Raw genomic sequence first — 20,700 nt, 5'->3', positions numbered from 1 at the left:
CGCTGGGGAGGTTCGTCCCTGTTTGCGCGCCGCCGCGCGCCGCGTGAGCGCATGATCGCGCTGGCATCTTCGCAGAGGCAACGGACCCCCTATGAAACGACGTGACCTTCTCAAAGCCGCGATGGCGACACCGCTGCTGCTTGCGGTCTTACCCGGCGGACTGGTTTCCATATGCGCGGCGGCGGCGCGTGGCGCGGCAGGCATGCTTCGTTCGCGCGTCCGGCCGGGGGATGCGGGCTGGCCGTCGGTGGCGCAATGGGATCGACTGAACCGGGTCACGGACGGCCATCTGCTAAAACTGGAGTCGCCATTCGCGCATTGCGGTACCGATGGATCGGGTGCCTCGTGCAACGAAGCGCTCCAGCACATCAAGAATCCGTTTTATATCGGCGATCAGCCCGCGCTCACCCAGACCAGCGGCTGGGCGGATGCGTGGCTTTCGCAGCCGAGCGCCTATGCCGTTGCGGCAAGGAACGCATCCGATGTCGCTGCCGCGGTGAACTTCGCCCGCGAACACCATCTGCGTCTGGTCGTGAAGGGCGGCGGCCATAGTTATCAGGGAACCTCGGATGCGCCCGATTCGCTACTGGTGTGGACGCGGGCGATGAATACCGTGACGTCGCACGATGCTTTCGTCGCGCAGGGCTGCGTGGGCACCGCACCGCAGCCGGCTGTGACTGTCGGCGCGGGAGCGATGTGGATCGACGCCTACGATGCGGTGACGACCCAGGGAAATCGCTATGTGCAAGGAGGCGGATGCACGACGGTCGGCGTCGCGGGGCTGGTACAGAGCGGCGGCTTCGGCAGTTTTTCCAAGCAGTTCGGCACGGCGGCGGCCGGGTTGATCGAGGCCGAAGTCGTCACCGCCGATGGCGTCGTCCGCACGGCCAATGCGTGCACGAACCCGGAACTGTTCTGGGCTATCAAAGGTGGAGGCGGCGGCAGTCTGGGTGTGGTCACGCGGCTCACGCTGCGTACGCACGCGTTGCCCGAATTTTTCGGAGCGGTATTCGGGGCGATCCAGGCATCGTCGGATACGGCTTACCGGGCATTGATCGCCAAAGCGATCGAGTTCTATCAGGCCAGTCTGTTCAATCCGCACTGGGGAGAGCAAATGTCCTTGCGCGGCGACCGTGTCCTGCGTGTTTCGATGGTTTTCCAGGGGCTGGATAAAGCCCAGGCGCAGAAAACATGGCAACCCCTCATCGACTGGGTGAATGAGCATAAGGAATATTCCTTCGTCGATTCATTGAAGGTGCTGGTGCTGCCCGCCCGGCATTTCTGGGACGCCGAATTTTTCCGCGAGCACGCACCGGGCCTGATGGTCGCCGACGACAGGCCGGAAGCACCGCGCAATCGCGTGCTCTGGAAAGGGGACCAGGGACAGGTCGGCTGGTTCATTCATGCCTATCAGTCGATCTGGATGCCGGCGAGCCTGTTACGCAAGGACCGGCAGTCCGAGCTCGTCGATGCGTTGTTTGCCGCGGCGGGGAAATGGGATGTCGAGCTGCATTTCAACAAAGGGCTGGCCGGGGGAGGCGACGATGCGATTGCCAGGTCGCGCGATACGGCCACGAATCCCGCCATGCTTGAAGCTTTCGCGCTGGCCATCATCGGCAGTAGCGGCTCGCCGGCGTATCCGGGCATGCCCGGCGCCACGGTCGATATCGCCAAGGCACGGGACGATGCGAAGCACGTCGGTGCGGCAGCGGAGGCGTTGCGGAAAGTCGTGCCGGATGCGGGAGCGTACGTATCGGAGAGCGACTATTTTCAGGCGTCCTGGCAGTCGGCTTTCTGGGGCACGAACTATTCGAGGCTGGCAGCGGCGAAGCACAAGTACGATCCCGAGGGTCTTTTCTTCGTTCACCATGGTGTCGGAAGCGAGGGCTGGAGCGCCGATGGGTTCACCCGTACGACGTAGCCGGTAGCGCGAGCGAAATCTTGCGGTACCATCGGACACCATGAGGTTCCATGGTTAGTCCGGACGTCTTGAGGGGTTACGATGAAACGGTTCTTGGGAACGCTTGCGTTGACCGTCGCGCTTGCCGGCTGCCAGGGTATGGGCACCAAAATCGCGAAGCTCGACGTCGGTACCCCTCGCGAAGAGGTTGTCGACAGGCTGGGCCGTCCCGACGCCGTCCGCACGGTGATCGGGTTCGAAGTGATGAGCTACCTTAACCGCCATCGCAGCCGCTTCTCGTTTTCCTCGTCCGACTACACCGTGATCCTGAAAGACGGTCTCGTGACACAGTTCGGTCCCGGCCTGATCAAGCGCGATAGCAAGACCACGCTCGTCATCGAGCAATAAGCGATCAGAAGAGCGCGTCCACCAGATGGTGGACGATCGTCGACATGGGTATGGCGCTCAACCAGACCGGAACGAACGGCAGGAGTCCGCTGATCGCCAGCGCAGCCAGTCCCTGATAGTCGAACAGCATGAGGCGCATGTCGTAGACATTGCCGACGATCCCATAAAGATCCGTCGTCGACGAGAAGTCGGGACGTTCCAGGCTGGATGTGTCGACCGTCATCTGCGAAGTCAGCCATTGCGATTCGAAGGTCTGGCCCATGCGGGAGGCAAGCTCGCCGTAAAGGAACACGCCGTTCCGCCAGGTGACGAGAAGTGCGCGGCTGAACACGAGCGGCGGACTGGCGAAAACCAGGAGCATGACCGCCGCCGTGATGGCCGGAGTCATCTCGTGGCCGATGGGGGACGCGCCGAGGAGAAGCACCTTGTTCGCCAGCGTGCCCGCCACGACGACGCTCATCGCAAATGCCACAGGCGCGAAGATGCGCGGCGAGAAGGCGAGGAACTGCAGGCCGGCGGCGTGATCGGGATGAGCCGCGACGAGGCAGAGTCCCATGCGCGACAGTCGCCAGAGAAATCTCACCCAGATCAGCAGGCGCCAGAGCCACGCGAAGATCAGGCCCAGCATCATCGGAAGCGCCACCAGCAAATGCCACCAGCCAGGCAGCGAAAGTCCCTGCCGGTCTGCCGAGCGCTGCCATGCTGGCATGACGTCGGAGGGTACGACGGCCGCCAGTGCGAAAACCAGTATGTACACGAAGGCGAGCAGGAACAGCGATGGCCATACGCCGGCGCTCAGGCGCTTCGTATCGGCCGCGAGCACATCGAACGTTTCCATCTGCGAAGGGGGTATCAGCGACGACTCCCGGAAATGCCGGCCGATGGATTCCAGCCGCGGAAGAACGATGTACTCCGATGCGATAAACAACGGGGCGGCCAGCAGGAAGCGGGCATGCACGGCGATGTCCGTGAAGAACCCGAAATGGTCCCCATGGTCATGCATGCCGCCGTGAAGGCCGCCTTGTACGGCCGCGAGTATGGCCATGGGCAACCAGCCGACGGCCACGACGATGCCCATGCGCTTCCACGCCTCGACGCGATCTTCGCTGCGGATCAGCCGCATGCGCCGCAGCATGTCCACGTGCATCGCTTCGGCAAAGAGGATTCCAGTGTGCATCGAACGTCCCCGTGTGCCCCATCGCCGCAGCCTACGACCTCGACGCACACGTCCGAACCGAACTCTTACCTAAGGCTGCCCGGTAGATGTACCCGCATAAGTACTTTTGCGGAGACGGATTGCGCACAACTGCGCTATCCGCCTGGCGCCCGTCGGGCGAATCTCATCGCGTGACCGGACTGGAGGGCTTGCGCACGTGAAGACCATAACGAGGTGGCGGGTGCTGGCGTGGGTGTGCGCGATGATGCTTCTCGCGTTCGGGACGGGTGTCGCGGCCCAGGATGCGCAGAAAATCTTCAAAAACGAACAGCTCGATCAGTTCGTCGCGCCGGTGGCCTTATACCCGGACGCATTGCTGTCCCAGATATTGATGGCATCGACCTATCCGGGCGACGTGGCCGACGCGGCGGCGTGGTCGAAGTCGCATCCGGACGCGAAGGGCGACGCTGCCGTCAAACAGGTGGCGTCGCAGTCATGGGACCCGAGCGTCCAGTCGCTCGTTGCGTTTCCCCAAGTGCTGGCGCAGATGAGTGCGCATCCGGACTGGGTGCAGAATATCGGCGATGCGTTCCTGGCCCAGCCCGACGACGTGATGGCTTCCGTGCAGCGGTTGCGTGCGCAGGCGCAGAAAGCGGGCAACCTGAAGTCGAACGAACAGCAGAAGGTCGTCGTGCAGCAGTCGACGCCGCAGACCACGATCATCCAGATCGAACCGGCCAATCCGCAGATCGTCTACGTCCCCAGCTACAACCCAACCGTGGTTTATGGAACGTGGGCTTATCCCACATATCCGCCGACCTACTGGCCACCGCCGCCCGGTTACTACCATCCCGTCGCTACCGGCCTGGCTGCCGGGCTGGCCTTCGGCGCGGGTATCGCTATCGCCGATTCGCTGTGGGGCGGATTCGACTGGGGTCATCACGACGTCAATATCAACGTCAATCGCTACAACAACATCAATGTGAATCACCGGATTTCCGGTAACGGCAACGTCAACTGGAATCACAATCCGGCGAATCGCCGCGGTACGCCATATCGGGATCCGCACAGCCGGCAGCAGTTCGGCCAGGGTGTGGCCGGCGCGCAGCAGCGTCAGGATTTCCGCGGCCACGACGCGTCGCGCGACGCCAGTCGCCAACGTGCCATGCAGAGCTTCGATAGCCGCACGAACAACGGCGCGGCCGCATCGGCGCGGCGTCCGGGCGAGGGGCAGGGGACCCGCAATGCCGCGGGCGATCGCGCGGCGTCGCGGCCGAATGGCGGAACGGCTCGACAGACGCCGCAAGCCAATGCGTTTTCCGGTGTAAGAACGCCGGGCAGCACCCCCGAGCAGATCCAGCGCGGCCAGAACAGCATGAGGAATGCCTCGGCTCCTCGGCCCGACGCAGGCGCGGCTCGTCAGATCAATCGTCCCGTCCCCGCGCGCGGCGGCGGTTTTCGTGGCCGATAGGAGCGTGCGATGAATCGAAGCAATGCGAAGCGGGACGTGCGGGTGCTGGCGGCGGCGATACTCCTTGCGTTCCAGTGGCCAGCATGGGCCGCTGCGGCAGCGGCGAGCTATCCCACCGCGGACGCAGCCGCAGAAGCACTGGTGCAGGCGTTGAAGAGTGGCGACAAAGGCGCACTCGCGCATGTATTCGGAGCCAACTGGCACGACTACATACCGGTAGAAGGCGTGGATCGCGACGATGTCGACGCTTTCGTCGACGATTACGCACAGGCGCATCGTATCGACGACGCAAAAGGCGTCAGCCATCTGTCGGTAGGCAAGGAAGGCTGGACGTTGCCGATTCCGCTGGTGCATGGCGCATCGGGATGGTCGTTCGATACCCGGGCAGGGCACGACGAGATCGTCGCGCGACAGATCGGTCACAACGAGCTGTCGGTGATTCAGGCACTGCTTGCCTGTTACGACGCGCAACGCGATTACGCCACGACGGACCGCAACGGCGACGGCGCTCCCGAGTACGCGCAGAAACTACTGAGTACGGCGGGGAAGCACGACGGACTGTACTGGGCATCGGTCAAGGGCGAACCGGAAAGTCCGTTGGGACCGTACTTCGCTACGCCGCCAGATGGCGACGGCTATCTCGGCTACCACTTCCGCATCCTGACGGCGCAAGGCCCTTCGGCGCCCGGGGGTGCGTACGACTACATGAGCGGCAAACGGATGATCAACGGATTTGCGCTGGTCGCATGGCCGGTGCGATATGGAGAAACCGGCGTCATGACGTTCATGGTCAGTCACGATGGCCAGGTTTTCCAGAAGGATCTCGGGCCCACGAGCGACAAAGCCGCGACGTCGATCAAGCGTTTCGATCCGGATTCGAGCTGGACCGAAGTGCCCGCCTCTCCATGAACCCAGGAAGGAACACGCCATGAATCGCTGCATGCCCATGATTTGCGCCATCTTCGCGATGGCCGCGACAAGCGCCGCGCCAGTCTTTGCCGCCGGCCTGGATTGCACGATGCATTTCGATCTTTCGTCGTGGTCGCTTATCTATAAGCATGCCAGCGGAAAGGGCGTGGTGACCTGCAAGGACGGCCAGACGCTAAAGGTATCGATTCACGCCAACGGCGGCGGCCTCACCGTCGGCAAATCGAAGGTCACGGATGGCATCGGCGACTTCACCGACCTCGTGAGTATCGACGACGTCCTTGGCACGTATGCACAAGCCGATGCCAGCGCGGGGTTGCCAAAGAGCGGCGACGTTCAGGTGTTGACGAAGGGCACGGTGTCGCTTGCGCTGCACGGTGCCGGGGAAGGTTTCGGCATGGGCGTCAGCGTGGGTGGCTTCGTGATCGAGCGCGATAAGTAGTGAGGACGGACATGCACACTACGCCCGACTATACCTTCGAGATCCATTGCGTACCTCACGAGGACACGATCGAAGCAACGTGTTTTACCGCCGACGCAGTCATTCGCGACAGCTCGGGGAACGAGGTCCGACGTATCCAGGGCACCGTGAAACACAGCTACGCGGAGGCTGCCGAAGACGAGGCGGCGGCAGCGGTTCGCGACGCGTTGCGTGCGCTTCGTGGCGAGCCGGCAAAGCATCGCCGTTAAGTGCGGGGAAGCTATCGCCACCTCCGGTAGCGACGGAGCGCAATCCTTCGGCGGATAGTATTTCGAAGATATCGGGCTTCACTGGCCCGGCGTTTTCGCTTCCGGCAATGTCGAAAAAATCGTTGCCCAGTCGTCGCGCATGCTCACGACGTTGAAACCATAGTGCTTTGCCGAACTCAACGAATAGCCGTCTTTCTCCGCGTATGCGAACTCGCGTGTACCGTCGTCGTGATTGATGAGTAGCTGGAACGACGGCCCCTGCCGATCTTTCGAATAACGCATCATTGCGATATCGCCCGAGTTGCCGACGTTACCGCCGACGAAGATCGGTCGCGCGCCGATAGCCAGGTTGATGCCGGGTGGTTTGCCTTCCTTGTCGTTTACATGGTCGACCTCGCCTGTGTAGACGAGCACGCTGCGACCGTCGCGTTCGGAGAATTTCGTTTTCAGACTGCTGCCGATCACCTGTTGGGGCGGGATGCCGAACTGTGCGGCGGACAATCCACGCGTATACGCGACAGGCGTGCCGCTGGATATCCAGGTCTGAAAACCGTTCGCCCGAAGATAGGTAAGCAGTTCGATCATAGGGACATAGGTCAACTCGGTATAGGGTTTGCCGTAGCGTGGATTCTTTGCGCTCGACTGGACGCGGGCCATGTCGGCCGCGACTTCCTCCTCAGTGCGGTTATCGATGGCGGCGGCGACGATATCCGCCTGTCCCGCTTCGCCCGTGGCTGCTACGCCGGCCAGATCGGCGCGCAGCAAAGCGGCGATGGCGGGTTTCTTCTTCAGTTCGGGACGGCGTCCTACCGCGCGTTTGATGTCGCCGACGATCGGCAATGCAGCGGCGGGTACGGGCTTTTCGGTGATCAGCGTGCCATCCATGTCGAATACGGCGATGCGTTGTTCGGTGGGTACGAAGTTGCTGCCGCCTTGCAGCGTAACTTTGTCGACAAAGGCGACGATGGCCTGTTTGGTAGCGGTATCCTTCCATGAGGGAAGCGGGTCGGCGGCGAGAGCCGCCACCGTCCATGCGTATGCGAAGAATGCAAAGGAAACTTGCCTGCGTGTCATTTTTTTGCTCCGTGGGATAGCGCGTCGCCGATGGATGTCGAATGGGCCGGCTGGACAGGCAGCGTTCGATCCGCACCACGTGCTGCGTGCACGATGCGGTGGGTGGTATAGGGGGCAAGCAGGACGAAGACGACGGTGCCCGCCAGGGCGAAGTAATGGCGTCTTTCGATGCGATAGCAGTACATCGCTTCCGTCCCTTCGCCCGATTCCGTGTCGTGGAGCACCATGATGCGTATGCGCGAGACGTTGCCCAAGCGTAGTTGGTCGTAAAAGCGGACCAGTAGAACTACGGGGATCGATGGGTGGGATTTGCGCTGTCGACATCCGTGCGCGCGCCGGAAGATGTCGGGGCATCGGCGCGTGATGCGGCTGCCGGATTTCCCCATGTCCCTACGAATGACCGCGGTGTGTCTCGTGCTGATCCTTGGACTGGCGTCGGCGACATGCGTCGCATCCGCGTGGGGCGGCGATCCCGCAACGGCCGCCGCGACCAAACCGGCGAAGGAATCGTGGTGGAGCATGGTCCACGACCAGAAGGACGGATACTTCGACATGTCCCGCTGGTTGCTGCAGCACAAGGGCGCGCTGCTGGTTCCGATCATCGTGACCGAGCCGGCTGTCGGCAATGGCGGCGGCGTCGGCGTAGTGTTCTTTCAGCCGGCGAAACAGTCTGAGGAATCGAAAGCGAAGGGCGAACGGATTCCGCCGAATATCTATGGTTTCGGCGGATTGAAGACGGAGAACGGGACCTTTGGTTATGCGCTGGCCGGCGAGTTTCATTTCGCGGACGATCGCTGGCGCTATAAGGGGGCGGTCGGCAAAGCGTCCGTCAATCTGGACTTCTATACGCAGGGCCAGTTCCTTGCGCCGCATAAGATCGGCTACAACCTCGACGGGATTTTTTCGTTCCAGCAGGTTTCCCGTCGCCTCGGTAATACGCCGATGTATCTGTCCGCGCGCTGGCTCTACATCGACCTGGACAGCAAACTGAACATCGAGAGCGACCGGCAGTTCTTCACCCCCAAGGAATTCGCCAAGCGCTCGTCGGGTCTGGGCGCCGTTCTCGAATACGACACGCGGGACAACTCGCTCACGCCGTCGAAAGGCTGGTTGTCGATGGTAGAGGGGACGTTCTATGCGCCCGGTATCGGCAGCGATACCGCCTATCAGGCTTATCGCGCACATACGCTGGCCTATTTTCCGCTGGGCAAGTCCTGGGTGCTTGGTGCTCGCGTCGACTATCGCACCGTGCGTGGCAATGTGCCGTTTTACCAACTGCCATCGGTCGATCTTCGCGGTGTCTCGTACGGACGCTATCAGGACAGGTCGGTTGCGATGCTGGAAGCCGAGCTGCGCTGGAACATGACGTCGCGCTGGGCCGCGCTTGCATTCGGTGGCGCGGGCCGTTCGTGGGGTCGCAAGACGAATTTTGGCGATGCGTCCACGGAAACATCGAAAGGTGTTGGCGTGCGTTATCTGGTGGCGCGCCTGCTGGGCATGTACGTGGGTGTGGACTGGGCGTGGAGTCAGGGCGATCACGCGTATTACATCCAGGTCGGCAGCGCCTGGCGATAGCGCGCACGACCGGTACGATCAATAACGAGGCGAGGATTCAAGCGATGAGCGATTCATACGTCTATGACATGGTGCCGGCGGCTACCATCGACGGTCGCCACGATGCCTCTGTGGAGCTGTCGGCGCGGCGCACCGGCATGTCGTTCCAGCGCACGCGCATGAGTACCGACCGGACGCTGATGTCGGTGATGCGCACATCCATTTCACTGATCAGCTTCGGCTTCACCATCTCGCAGTTCTTCGCTCACCTGCGCGATTCGGCGGTTCTTGCGCCAGGAAGCCATGCACCGCGGAACTTCGGCATTGCGCTGGTGGCGTTGGGCATCGTCATGCTGTTTCTCGGCATCGTCTATCACTTGCGGTACATGGGCGTGCTACGTCAGGAGCGTACGTCGATGGTGCGCGGTGGACTGGTCCACGGCGATAGCCCTTATCCCGTGTCGCTGACCCTCATCGTCGCGACAATGATGCTTGCGCTGGGCCTGATGGCGATCGCGAGCATGATCTTCAAGATTGGTCCCTTCTCCTGATCGGCATCGCCGGATCTGACATCTTCCTCACCGGAGGTGCTGCTCTGAAGGTGACGACCAGAACGTCGCGGTGGGCTGGCTCGGAGGCATCGAGCGGGGTTACTGGCGTGACGCCGTGGAATACGCGGGGATCGTCGATCAATGCGCAGTCCAGCGGTCGGGTCAGGGTGAAGTCGCCGAGCAACCGGCCATCCGGGGCGTGGATCGTCGTGGTGCCGCTGGCGATGTTGTGCCGGTCGACCAGTAGTACCAGCACGTAGTCGACGCCGTCGCGATGACTGCCTTCGGGTGTCGGCTCGCCGGCAGTCTGTGCATTCGCCTCGATGCGGAACTGGTGTACCTCGATGTGCCAGCGCGGTACATCGGGCGCGAGGGCCCCGAAGAAATCGTGACAGAACCGGAGAATCGACCGCATGCTCGCGCTTGCCGCGATGGTGGACAGCACGGGTTCGAACCAGCGCTCGATATCGCCTTGCAGCGTGTTGTATTTCAGCGCCTGGTAATGCGCCTGATGCGGTTCCGGAGTGACGGGACCACCCGGTACGGCCGAGAACGTGGCATGCCTGCGCCGGCGATAGCGTCCATGCGCGGCGAGGTAGGCATCGGGTGCCAGGTCGTTCCAGCTTGCCGCGAATTCGTTCCAGTCGTTCAGTCCGCTTGCCCTGTCGAGCAGCGGACGCATCGCATTGTGGGTAACGAAGGCATACCCGTCATTACGTAGCAGGTCGAGCAGCGCCGGGACAGCCGGGGCGGAGAGCGTAGTCATTCGCCGATTATAGAGCGTTGTTTCGTTCGCGAGCTGCCCTGAACTCAGGGCAATTTGACCGGTGGCGGACGGTCGAGCGCCTGCAGCAACGGCTGATCCCGGCTGTAGACATCCGGCTTAAACGCGATATGCCCGTCGTCGGCTATGTCGACCGTCCAGTACGCCAGCAATACGGGGACGGAGGCCGGCAGGGTCACGTTCTGTGTCTTGCCGGCGGCGATGCGGTCGTCGATGGCGGCGCGGTTCCACTTCGTGTCGTTGTTGAATAGTAACTGGACCAGTTCGAGAGGTTTCTCCACGCGGATGCAGCCGGAGCTGGTGTCGCGTTTCTGCAGCGCGAACATTTCCTGGTGCGGTGTGTCGTGCAGGTAGACGGAGAAAGCGTTCGGGAACCGGATGACGACGCGTCCCAGCGAGTTGCCGGGTCCGGCATCCTGACGAAGGGTGATCCCGCGCGGATTGTTCCAGTCGACGCTGGAGACGGGCACCACCTGACCGCTGCCGTTGAGCGCGCGGATGCGGTTGTTTGCGAGATAGGCCGGGTTCTGGCGGACCTTGGGCAGTATGTCGTTCTTCAGAATTGTCGGCGGTACGGTCCAGGTCGGATTGAACGTGATGTAGGTGATCTGCGAACGGAAGATCGGCGTGCTTCGATAGGGCTTGCCTACCTGCACGCGTGAACGCCATACCGGCTTGCCGTCGCGATAGAAGCTGATCTTGTAGCCTGCGATGTCGACCACGACGAAGGTACCCTGAAGCTCGTGTAGCAGCCAGCGCGCTCGCTCGAGATTCACGCGGATCTGCTCGATGCGCTGCTGGACGGGTACGTTCAGTGCGGCAATGGTACTCGCGCCCACGCTACCGTCCGCATCCAGGTACTGATCGGCCTGAAAGCGCTTGACGGCATCGGTCAGCGGGCTGTCGAAGGTGTTGCCGGTGGCGAGCGTGGGATCGAGATAGCCACCCGCTACCAGACGCGTACGCAGCGCATCGACCCGCGCATCGGTCATGCCGGATTTGAGCACCGGACCGTCGGTGAGAATGGGCCAGCCGCCTTTGGCGGCAATATCGCGCATCCGGGTCAAACCATCGCGAAGGCTTGCATACAGCGCGTTCTGCGGCCGGGCCATGGCGTAGACCTGGTCGATGCTGCGCTCTTCGATAGCCGTCTGGATCATGGTCATCCCCTGCTGGGGATCGATGGCGACGGGATCGAAATTCCACGTGGCATCGAGGCTGACCGGATCGACCTTGCCGCGCGCGAGCTGCACCAGCGACGTGATGTAAGCCGTGGTGGCCAGCACATCGAACTCCGATTTCTGCGTCGGCGAGGCACTGGCCGGATCGAGTCCGTCGCGCAGCGACGTCAGCTGCGACAGCGAATAGTCCTCGGGGTTGAGACCGTCGTTGTCCATGGATCGGAGTCCCGCCAGCAACTGGTCGACATTCGTTTTGTCCGTCCACGCCGCGGTGTAATGCCTCTGCGCATAGAAATCGCCCACGGCTTTCCCCAGCGTGACATCGGATCGCGGCAACGGGCCGCCACCGATCGGCGTCATCTGCTGCATGCGCGCGTAGATGGCCTGTGCGACGGGGTCGTCGGCTGCCGGCGAGGCGGGTGCCGCGGTAACCGACGAACTGACCGCGGGTGCGACGATCGGCGGTGGCGCCGCTGCCGAACTGGCGGAGGAGGGAACCTGCGCGTGGGCGGTGAAGGCAAGACCCGCTGTGAGAATGGCGATGGCAATGCGGCGCGACACGAAGTTTTCCATAGACATGATCAATCAATTCCTGTGATTCGTGTGCATTGTCTCAGTTCTTCACATATATGAATGACTGCGACGTGACGACAATGTGGTCGATAAATGATCGGCGCGTTAGGATGCCTCCTGAGTTTGCCCCGGTCGGTTGCATGATTGAATTCCAACGTTCGCTCGCCGTTCTGGCGCCTCTGGCTTTGGTCGCCTGCTTCGCCCTCGCCACTTCCGCACGCGCCGATTCCCTTGGCGCTGCGCTGGCCCGCCTCGCTCCCTCCGCTGATCCCAAGGTGATCGGACTCGCTGTCCGGGCATCGGAATGCGCTCAGGGACAGGGCATGGCCCCGTCGGAGAAGCTCGCGGTGATCGATTATTCGAAGCCTTCGTCGGAACCGCGGCTGTGGGTGTTCGATACCGTCAAACGAAAGCTTCTGTTCCAGGAGCTGGTGGCCCACGGCCGCAATAGCGGCGACGCGCTTTCGACGCGTTTTTCCAATGCGCCGGAAAGCCTCGCTTCCAGCATCGGCCTGTTCCGTACGTCGTCGGCGTACGAGGGCAAGAACGGCTATTCGCTGCGGATGGATGGGTTGGAACCCGGTGTGAACGATCACGCGCTCGATCGTGCCCTCGTTATTCATGGGGCACCCTACGTCAGCGAATCCATGGCCAGGGCGGCGGGCCGCATCGGTCGCAGCTGGGGTTGCCCGGCGGTTCGCGTCGCTGTCGCGCACAAGCTGATCGACGCGATGAAGGACGGGCAGATGGTGTTCGCCTATTACCCCGACAGGCGCTGGCTTTCGTCCTCCGCGTTCCTCAATAAGTGCCCGGTCGGCCAGCTGGCGAAAGTCGAAACCACGCACGCAGGCGATACCGGCATCTGATCTCGCGTTAGAATCGGCGGAACCTAACCGTGGAATCGAGCATGAAACACGTTCTTGCGATCGCCGCCTGTGTCGCCCTTGCCGGCTGTGCTACGCGCGGCATGACGGATACCCTGCCCAAGCTCAGCAGCCATACGTCGAAGAGTGTCCAGGCGTATGTGCAGTGCGTCGAGCCGAAGTGGCAGGCGATCACGCCGAATGCCAAGGGCAACAGCAAGGACGACGAAGGCCGCATCACCGCCGACGACAGCAAGTCCAGCGCCCATGAGCGCATCGACGTCAAGGCCAGCGGCGCCGGCGCACAGGTCGTGATGTACGAAATCCAGAAGGGCAAGGGCGACTATGACGGTCGTTATCGCGAGGAAGCGATTTCCTGCCTCTGAAGCTCCGCGCTTCCGACTGAAGAGGCGACCTTCGGGTCGCCTCTCGTCTATTAAACGAGTCCCCACGGGCAAGGAACGCCATCGTGCACTTCGATACGCAATTTCGCCCCGAGCACGGGGACATGATTTTCGGCCTGAGCGCGACGATTAACCGCTACGCCTTTCCGCATCACTATCGATACGTCCTGTGTTGCATTCCGATGGGGCCGTTGCCGCATATCAGCTTCGTTGGCCGGTGTAACGGCATGCTGGGAAGTGCCGCCGACCCGCGTAGCGGTATCCGTTACATCGTCGAATACGGTCTGCGACGAGCGGGCAATATCACCATGGACGACGAGTCCACGATGCTTGCCGAACTGCATCGCCGCATGGGCATGCGCGACGCGGACGATCCGGCCTCGATGGATCCGAGGTTGCTCTACGCGTGCGTTTACCTGATGGACCTGTTCGACCATCCGAAGTATTCGATCGTTGCGCCACTTATACGGAACCTGGCCATCCGGACGTCGGAGCGAAACCAACGGTTCGCGCCCGCATGGAGCGTCGCCAACAGTACCTGGCTTGCCACGAAGCACATGAGCAAGTTCGCGCTCGAACAATTGCTCAAGGACAAAGGTATCCACTGGCGGGGAGCGCGCCAGGCGACCGTGCACTTCGCCCTCGACGGCCTGGACATGCGCCGCGTTGTCGACAAGACAGACCGTTCGCACGCGGGCGGCCGTCCTTCGGGACCGGTCGATATGTCGATGCCGGGTTACACCGGGTCCGAATTGCGCTATCTGTTCCGTCAGCGCGAGAAACTCGAGGGACTCGTCCGTTTCTATCTGGATAAACGGGAAGTCACCGCGCCCTGGGATACCGACCCCGAACTGTGGGGGTGCTACGTGCCGCGAACGGCGGGGCCGTCCCGCTAACCGCGATTGCTACTTGTCAGTGCGGTTGGGAATCACCACACTTTGTCGATCCTTTGGGGGAAGGGGCTATGGCGCGTACGTTCGTAATTGGCGTCAGGCTGCTCGCGGGCAGCCGCGAGGAGGACGTCGTGGAACGGATCCGCGAAGCCCTGAACATCGCCCGCGAAAAGGGGCTGATGACCCGCAAGGATGTCTATATTTCCCGTACCGAGGCTGGCCACATACTGGTCATCGCCGAACTCTCGTCCGTCAGGAGCATCGAGGCCATGGACGAGGACCCGGACCTGCAGGAAGCCGTCAGTCGCGTCAGCGGCGTGGCCGAGGCATTTCCGCTGCATACGCTGATCGAATTCAGCGCGTCGCGCGTGACATTCGAGGCGATCGGACCCTAGCTTTTTGTGATCTGCGTCTCGATAAGCGGTCAGCTGTGGCCGCAACTATGCGTGGGCGGCCGTGAGCGGTCTCATCGGGAGGCGATATGGAACTGACGCAATACCGACGTTCGCAGGGGCAGCAGGCAACCTACCTCGTGGAATACGGACCGGACGGTTACCAGATCAGTCGCGATGGACGGCTGCGACGAAGCAAACAGCTTGGCCCGGCCTGCCGACTGATGGGGCAGCGGGAGCGGGTGCGCGTGGCAAAGCAGTTCGCCATCGAGGACATCGAGCGTCTGATCGGAATGGAAGAGTAAGTCGGCAGGCCGGTTTCACCGATCGTGCACATAGTCCACCCAATGCTTCGGGGCATCCCCGCCAAGGAGCGCGCCATGCGTCCCGCCTATACCCTCGTTCTCGCGGTAGTCGCCCTCGCGGGCTGCGCCACGCAAAACCAGCGTCACACCGACATTCACGACGCGATGTCCAGCACGGTCTATCAGTATCAGGACCCGACCGAGGGCGACGCGACCCTGACACTTATAAGAGACCACGACCTGTGGGGAGCCGGGTGCTCCAGCGCTATCTATGTCGACGACAAGGTGGTCGCGGATATGGAGGTCGGTCAACAACTTACGCTGCACCTTCCCTCCGGTAGCCGAAAGCTGAGCCTCCTGCCGCACGGCGCCTGCGACGCCCCCCGGGTGGACGCCGACGCGACGCTGGGCACGGGCGAAACCAGGGTGTTCCGTATTTCGCCGGACGGGGGTAGTCTGACGGCTGAGAAGCACGCTCCGGGCTGATATTCCGTGACCCGTGTCGTGGCTTCGGACTATGCCGCAAAGGACGGGGAGGCAATCATGCATCGGCGGATCGTTGGACATTACTGCGTCGAAGTGCGAAGCATGCAAACGCCGGCTGGCGTGTACAAGTCGGCCTACATCGTCGAGCCCGCTGCCTATATCGGTCCGAAGGACTTCGTGATGATCTCCCTCCTCGACGATTTCGAAAATGAACGCAGTGCGGTAGATGCCGCCATGGGGCGTGGTATCAAACATGCCGAGTGGCTGGACACCGCCAGATCGGAACGTACTCGATGAAAAGGTATGCGATGAAAGCAGGGATGGCAGCGAGCTTTGCGCTCGCTTTGTGCGTTGCCGGTGTCGCCTTCGCCGGAAGCACGGTCCGGATAGGTTCCAGCGTGCTTTCCGTGGGCGACTCGGAAGGTAAGGTTTACCAGGTGGCGGGCAAGCCCTCGCGCACACGTCCCATCGAGGCGGCCGCCGGTGGCTACGAAGGTGACCGCCTCGACTACGACGTCGACCATAAGACAGTGCAGATTTTTATCAGGAACGGCCGCGTCGACAAGATCTTGGAAATCGATTCCTGACACCCCCGCGACAACCGGCCCGTGACGCGTATGCGACGGGCCGCCCCCCGGATTGCGCTACACAGGACGCCATCGGGCTTCTGTGCGGTTCGACGTGCGCACGCAACTCACGGGTTCACGACCAATCGCGGCATTTTCACGCCTAAATCATCGATTTGTAGGTCATCGCCTACAGACGGCACGACACGTACCTGCTTCACTACAGGTGCTCCTGATCGGGGTCGGCAGACCTCGGGCAGTGGGCAGTTAACCTCGATTGCCCCCCTTTAACGGCGCCCGAAACGGCGCCGCTTTTTTTGGTTCTTCACGCATGGTCGGGGAGGGCTCGGCTTCGCCATCGCGGTCGCCGTCGCGCTTGGACGTTGCGGGGAGAGCCGTCGGCCACCGCCCTCGACGCTCCGTCTCCACCGTCGCTCGGGAAGGGATAGCCGCTGCGCGGCTGGTGTTTTAATGGCTGCGCCCCGTCGCGCCCGCGCGGCGGGCGGGGGTTTTCGATTCGGCTCCTGCCTCAGCGAAAACGGCGGACCGTCCGGGTCCGCCCCCTTCGGGCCTTGTCCGCCCGCCGCGCTCGGTTCCGCAAGTCGCGTCGAGGGCGGTGGCCGACGGCTCTTCCGGAGGTTGCGGTCGCGTGGGGGAAAGCCGCGCGTGACGCAGGACCGGTGGTGACCGCGTCCGGTCCCGCCCCCTCACGTGCTCGGCTCGCGCTCTGTCCTCAGCAAACCGCCGTCGACGGTGCCGTGGCCGGGTTGGTCCTTGGGGCCGCCTTAGCCGAGGGCCGCGATCACCCACTGACGTAGCGAAGTGGGCGCTACGGCCCGCTCCCGCAGGGACGGCGCCGAAGGCCCCAAGGGCCAACCCGGTCGCGGCTTCCTCGAGCCATGAGCGTGAGGCGACTGTCCTCGACCAAAGAACGACGAGCCGCACGAGATCGTCCCCGCAGTGCGCGAAGAACTTTGTTGGGGCGTCCCTGGTTCTCGCAAAGCGTCGCAGGATCTGAGACGACGCGGCTCTACAACGGAAGCCCTGTCTGTCGTCGAGCGCACTCCGTGGCTGCCTACCTTTCCACCCTACGTTCCGACGAGGGCGACGCTGTCGTCGGAACGGCACTCGACGGTCATGCGCTGGCCAGTCGCCTTACCGCCAAGTACGGCGATCGCGTGGCATCCGCGTTCACCGTCTTCGGTAGGGAAGGCGCGTTCGTGCCGCTGCCCGACGACCTTCCCGAGAGTCTGGCCACCGCGTTGCGTTCGCGCGGCATCGACCGTCTGTACAGCCATCAGCGGCAAGCGTGGGACGCCGCGCGCGCCGGCCGGCACGTACTGGTGGCCACGCCGACGGCATCGGGCAAGACACTCTGCTACACGTTGCCGGTGATCGCCTCCGTGCTGGAAAGCGGCGGAAAAGCGCTTTACCTGTTTCCGACCAAGGCGCTTGCGCAGGATCAGGTCGCCGAATTGCTCGACATCAACCGAGCCGGCGACCTTGGCGTGAAGGCTTTTACATTCGATGGCGATACGCCCGGCGATGCCCGACAGGCGATCCGGCTGCACGGCGACATCGTGGTCAGCAATCCCGACATGTTGCACCAGGCCATCCTGCCGCATCACACGAAATGGGCGCAGTTCTTCGAGAATCTTCGCTATGTGGTTATCGATGAAATCCATACCTATCGCGGCGTGTTCGGATCGCATCTGGCCAACGTGCTGCGCAGGCTCAGGCGCATCTGCGCGTTTTACGGTGTGCGTCCGCAGTTCGTGCTGTGTTCGGCCACCATCGGCAATGCGACGGAGCATGCGCAGGCGCTGATCGAAGACGATGTGATCGCGATCGCACAGAGCGGGGCACCGAGTGGCGACAAGCACGTGCTGCTATGGAATCCGCCCGTGATCAATCCCGACCTGGGTTTGCGCGCATCGGCCCGCTCCCAGACGAACCTCATCGCGCGCGTCGCTATCAAGGCGAAGCTGAAGACGCTGGTGTTCGCCCAGTCGCGGTTGATGGTGGAGGTGCTGACGAAGTATCTGAAAGATGTTTTCGACCACGATCCGCGAAAGCCCGCGCGCATCCGTGCCTATCGCGGGGGGTATCTGCCGACCGAGCGGCGCGAGGTAGAGCGCGAGATGCGTGCGGGCAACGTGGATGGCATCGTATCCACCTCGGCGCTGGAACTGGGTGTCGACATCGGTAGCCTGGATGCGGTGGTGCTCAACGGTTATCCCGGTTCGATCGCTGCAACCTGGCAGCGTTTCGGTCGTGCGGGACGCCGCCAGCAGCCGTCGCTGGGCGTGCTGGTGGCGACCAGTGCGCCGCTGGACCAATACCTGATGCGCCATCCGGCCTTTCTGACGGAGGCGAGTCCCGAGCACGCGCGTATCCAGCCCGATCAGCCGCTGATCCTGCTCGATCACATCCGCTGCGCGGCGTTCGAGCTGCCTTTCGTGGGCGGCGATACGTTCGGGCCGGTCGATGCCGGGCCGTATCTGCAGGTACTGGCCGAAAGCGAGGTGCTGCACCGCGAAGGCGACCGCTGGGAGTGGATCGCCGACAGCTATCCCGCCATAGCGGTCAGTCTGCGGTCGGTAGCCGATGGCAACTTCGTGGTCGTCGATCGTACCGGCGGACGGCAGACGATCATCGCCGAGGTCGACTATTCGGCAGCTGCCCTGACGCTGTACGAAGGCGCGATCCACATGGTTCAGTCCGTGCCTTACCAGATCGAAAGGCTCGACTGGGAAGGGCGCAAGGCGTATTGCACGCGCACGCACGTCGACTACTACACCGATGCCATCGACTACACCAGGCTCAAGGAACTGGAGTGTTTCGATGGCACGAAAGCGGGCGAGGGAAGTGCGCGGCATGGCGAGGTCCATGTGATCCGCCGTGTATCCGGGTACAAGAAGATCCGTTACTACACGCATGAAAACATCGGTTACGGCCCGGTGAATCTTCCCGATCAGGAATTGCACACCACGGCGGTATGGTGGCAGTTGCCGCAAGCGATGCTCGACGAGGCTTTTCCTTCCCGCCAGGCGGCGCTGGACGGATTTCTTGGCGCAGGGTATGCGTTGCACACCGCGGCCATCGTTGCCGTCATGGCCGAGGCGCGCGATCTGCAGAAAGCCGTAGGTAGTGGCGAAGGCGAATGGTCGGCCCATGTCGATGCCAGTGGCCGTGGGCAGGTTCGCGCGCCGGATGGTGGACTGGACAGGATCGATACGCTGGAGCGTTTCCTGCCCACTGTTTATCTCTACGACAATTTTCCCGGTGGTGTCGGCCTGAGCGAACCGTTGTTCCATCGGGCGGCGGAGCTGATCCGGCTCGCGCTTGCTACGGTCGACGGCTGCGAATGCAAGGCCGGCTGTCCCGCGTGCGTCGGGCCGGTGCTGGCCGCCGACGAGCATCGCGAGGAAACGCCTCGCATGCTCGCGGCACGCGTGCTTCGTCTGCTCGGTGCCAACGCATGAGCGAACTTGCGCTTCGTTTGGCGAGCTTGCGTCGCGAGGCCGGCGCACCCGTCACGTCGACGGTACGCCCATCGGTGCCTGCGCGACCGGACATCGACGCTTTGCGCCGGATGGCCGGAGTACGGCAACGGCTCGGCCTGCCCGTGACGACACGCAGTGCGAGCCGCGATGTTCCCGGCGACGAACTCGCGCCGGGTCTGCGTTATCTGGAGCAGCGTTTCGTGTGGCCCGATGCGCCGGCCATACTCGATCTGTCCTTCGCAAAAATCGAGCCCGCCGCACGCCATCGCTTCGTGCATTTCGACACGGAAACCACGGGTCTTGCCGGTGGTACGGGCACGCGCGCCTTCATGATCGGAGCGGCGGACTGGCACGGTGAAACCCTGCGCGTGCGGCAGCTCTACATCACGGCGATGAGTGCCGAACCGGCGATGCTGCGTACATTCGCGGCGTGGCTCGACGAGGAGACCGTGCTGGTCAGCTACAACGGAAAATCTTACGACGCCCCCTTGCTGGCCACACGCTATCGCCTGGCGCGGATGACGAATCCGCTGCTCGGGCTGCCGCATGTGGATCTGCTGCACCCGATGCGGCGGCGTTATCGTCACGTATGGCCGAACTGTCGCATGGCGACCGCGGAGCGCCAGTTGCTGAATGTCGTTCGCGAAGACGATCTGCCCGGCTCCGAAGCCCCGCGTGCATGGCTGACCTATCTGCGGGGCGGACCGTCGACCGATCTCAAACGCGTCGCCGCGCACAATCTTCAGGATGTACGCAGTCTCGGTGGCTTGTTGGTGAAGGCACATGCCTGGGCCGATGACGAAAAATAGACGGGTTGCCGCGCAATCTTGATCACTGACCTCTTTGAACAGCTGGAGGCATTCGGCGATGAGTGAGGAAACCAAGCCCTGCGATCACGACGCATGCAATTGTCGCGTGCCGGCGGAACAGGAATATTGCAGCGAAGCCTGCAGGTTGGCCGTGGAAAGTCAGGCTATGAGCGGTCAGTGCGAATGCGGCCACGCCGCGTGCCAGCA

Annotated in this window: 23 protein-coding genes; 18 read left to right on the top strand and 5 right to left on the bottom strand. The window is 62.7% G+C overall.

The features are described 5' to 3' along the window. The first annotated feature begins 91 nt into the window (after positions 1-91). Positions 92-1,921, top strand: coding sequence for an FAD-binding oxidoreductase (locus AC3IR3_RS11520; protein WP_489192228.1), 1,830 nt, complete (start codon positions 92-94; stop codon positions 1,919-1,921). 81 nt (positions 1,922-2,002) lie between these two features. Then, positions 2,003-2,308: a hypothetical protein gene (locus tag AC3IR3_RS11515; protein WP_489192226.1), complete on the top strand. Its 306-nt coding sequence runs from the start codon at positions 2,003-2,005 to the stop codon at positions 2,306-2,308. Positions 2,309-2,312: 4 nt separating this feature from the next. Here AC3IR3_RS11515 and AC3IR3_RS11510 read toward each other — a convergent pair whose 3' ends face one another. Continuing rightward, complete coding sequence (locus AC3IR3_RS11510) at positions 2,313-3,485, bottom strand: hypothetical protein (protein ID WP_489192225.1); 1,173 nt, start codon at positions 3,483-3,485, stop codon at positions 2,313-2,315. Between the two features lie 196 nt (positions 3,486-3,681). Between AC3IR3_RS11510 and AC3IR3_RS11505 the strand changes: the two genes are divergently transcribed. From AC3IR3_RS11505 to AC3IR3_RS11490, 4 genes are read left to right on the top strand one after another with little or no spacing between them, the layout of a single operon-like run. After that, positions 3,682-4,935 carry a DUF3300 domain-containing protein gene (locus AC3IR3_RS11505; RefSeq protein WP_489192223.1) on the top strand — a complete coding sequence of 418 codons (1,254 nt, stop codon included), beginning with the start codon at positions 3,682-3,684 and terminating at the stop codon, positions 4,933-4,935. Positions 4,936-4,944: 9 nt separating this feature from the next. Continuing rightward, positions 4,945-5,844: a DUF2950 domain-containing protein gene (locus AC3IR3_RS11500; protein WP_489192221.1), complete on the top strand. Its 900-nt coding sequence runs from the start codon at positions 4,945-4,947 to the stop codon at positions 5,842-5,844. Positions 5,845-5,863: 19 nt separating this feature from the next. Then, positions 5,864-6,304 carry a hypothetical protein gene (locus AC3IR3_RS11495; RefSeq protein ID WP_489192219.1) on the top strand — a complete coding sequence of 147 codons (441 nt, stop codon included), beginning with the start codon at positions 5,864-5,866 and terminating at the stop codon, positions 6,302-6,304. 11 nt (positions 6,305-6,315) lie between these two features. Continuing rightward, positions 6,316-6,552: a hypothetical protein gene (locus tag AC3IR3_RS11490; RefSeq protein ID WP_489192217.1), complete on the top strand. Its 237-nt coding sequence runs from the start codon at positions 6,316-6,318 to the stop codon at positions 6,550-6,552. Positions 6,553-6,630: 78 nt separating this feature from the next. On the opposite strand, the gene AC3IR3_RS11485 is transcribed toward AC3IR3_RS11490, so the two are convergent. After that, entirely contained in the window at positions 6,631-7,626 is a 996-nt protein-coding gene (locus AC3IR3_RS11485) for an HAD family hydrolase (RefSeq protein WP_489192215.1), read from the bottom strand. Beyond that, positions 7,623-7,853 carry a hypothetical protein gene (locus tag AC3IR3_RS11480; RefSeq protein WP_489192213.1) on the bottom strand — a complete coding sequence of 77 codons (231 nt, stop codon included), beginning with the start codon at positions 7,851-7,853 and terminating at the stop codon, positions 7,623-7,625. The genes AC3IR3_RS11485 and AC3IR3_RS11480 overlap by 4 nt, the downstream gene beginning before the upstream one ends. A 157-nt stretch (positions 7,854-8,010) precedes the next feature. Here AC3IR3_RS11480 and AC3IR3_RS11475 point away from each other — a divergent pair, with 157 nt between their 5' ends. Both AC3IR3_RS11475 and AC3IR3_RS11470 read left to right on the top strand, forming a co-directional pair. Continuing rightward, a complete protein-coding gene (locus AC3IR3_RS11475) occupies positions 8,011-9,201 on the top strand; it encodes a BamA/TamA family outer membrane protein (RefSeq protein ID WP_489192211.1) in 1,191 nt (396 codons plus the stop codon). A gap of 44 nt (positions 9,202-9,245) precedes the next feature. Then, positions 9,246-9,731, top strand: a complete 486-nt coding sequence (locus tag AC3IR3_RS11470) for a YidH family protein (RefSeq protein WP_489192209.1) — start codon at positions 9,246-9,248, stop codon at positions 9,729-9,731. Here the strand turns inward: AC3IR3_RS11470 and AC3IR3_RS11465 are convergent. Further along, positions 9,709-10,497 (bottom strand): 2OG-Fe dioxygenase family protein, encoded by a 789-nt coding sequence (locus tag AC3IR3_RS11465; protein ID WP_489192207.1) that lies wholly within the window; start codon positions 10,495-10,497, stop codon positions 9,709-9,711. The genes AC3IR3_RS11470 and AC3IR3_RS11465 overlap by 23 nt on opposite strands. 44 nt (positions 10,498-10,541) lie before the next feature. Continuing rightward, complete coding sequence (locus AC3IR3_RS11460; protein WP_489192205.1) at positions 10,542-12,275, bottom strand: L,D-transpeptidase family protein; 1,734 nt, start codon at positions 12,273-12,275, stop codon at positions 10,542-10,544. A gap of 134 nt (positions 12,276-12,409) precedes the next feature. Between AC3IR3_RS11460 and AC3IR3_RS11455 the strand changes: the two genes are divergently transcribed. The 10 genes from AC3IR3_RS11455 to AC3IR3_RS11410 all read left to right on the top strand — a co-directional run bounded on the left by AC3IR3_RS11455 (position 12,410) and on the right by AC3IR3_RS11410 (position 20,493). Then, positions 12,410-13,135 (top strand): murein L,D-transpeptidase catalytic domain family protein, encoded by a 726-nt coding sequence (locus AC3IR3_RS11455; protein WP_489192204.1) that lies wholly within the window; start codon positions 12,410-12,412, stop codon positions 13,133-13,135. A 41-nt stretch (positions 13,136-13,176) separates the two neighbouring features. Then, positions 13,177-13,518 (top strand): hypothetical protein, encoded by a 342-nt coding sequence (locus tag AC3IR3_RS11450; RefSeq protein WP_132144952.1) that lies wholly within the window; start codon positions 13,177-13,179, stop codon positions 13,516-13,518. Between the two features lie 83 nt (positions 13,519-13,601). Beyond that, a complete protein-coding gene (locus AC3IR3_RS11445) occupies positions 13,602-14,432 on the top strand; it encodes a hypothetical protein (protein WP_489192202.1) in 831 nt (276 codons plus the stop codon). 68 nt (positions 14,433-14,500) lie between these two features. Beyond that, a complete protein-coding gene (locus AC3IR3_RS11440; RefSeq protein WP_489192200.1) occupies positions 14,501-14,824 on the top strand; it encodes a hypothetical protein in 324 nt (107 codons plus the stop codon). An 86-nt stretch (positions 14,825-14,910) separates the two neighbouring features. Next, the gene (locus AC3IR3_RS11435; protein ID WP_489192199.1) at positions 14,911-15,126 is read left to right on the top strand and encodes a hypothetical protein; all 216 of its coding nucleotides are present in this window, start codon (positions 14,911-14,913) and stop codon (positions 15,124-15,126) included. A gap of 75 nt (positions 15,127-15,201) precedes the next feature. Beyond that, positions 15,202-15,612 (top strand): hypothetical protein, encoded by a 411-nt coding sequence (locus AC3IR3_RS11430; RefSeq protein WP_489192197.1) that lies wholly within the window; start codon positions 15,202-15,204, stop codon positions 15,610-15,612. A gap of 57 nt (positions 15,613-15,669) precedes the next feature. Next, on the top strand, positions 15,670-15,909 hold the full coding sequence (locus tag AC3IR3_RS11425) for a hypothetical protein (RefSeq protein ID WP_489192195.1): 240 nt from the start codon (positions 15,670-15,672) through the stop codon (positions 15,907-15,909). A 23-nt stretch (positions 15,910-15,932) separates the two neighbouring features. Beyond that, positions 15,933-16,199 carry a DUF2845 domain-containing protein gene (locus AC3IR3_RS11420; protein WP_489192192.1) on the top strand — a complete coding sequence of 89 codons (267 nt, stop codon included), beginning with the start codon at positions 15,933-15,935 and terminating at the stop codon, positions 16,197-16,199. Positions 16,200-17,245: 1,046 nt separating this feature from the next. Next, entirely contained in the window at positions 17,246-19,663 is a 2,418-nt protein-coding gene (locus AC3IR3_RS11415) for a DEAD/DEAH box helicase (protein WP_489192191.1), read from the top strand. Further along, the gene (locus AC3IR3_RS11410) at positions 19,660-20,493 is read left to right on the top strand and encodes a ribonuclease H-like domain-containing protein (protein WP_489192190.1); all 834 of its coding nucleotides are present in this window, start codon (positions 19,660-19,662) and stop codon (positions 20,491-20,493) included. The genes AC3IR3_RS11415 and AC3IR3_RS11410 overlap by 4 nt, the downstream gene beginning before the upstream one ends. Positions 20,494-20,700: the final 207 nt, after the last annotated feature.

Source organism: Luteibacter sp. GL_149 (genome assembly GCF_057834065.1).
The sequence above is the reverse complement of the archived record's forward strand: the minus strand, read 5'-3'. Positions and strand labels throughout refer to the sequence as shown.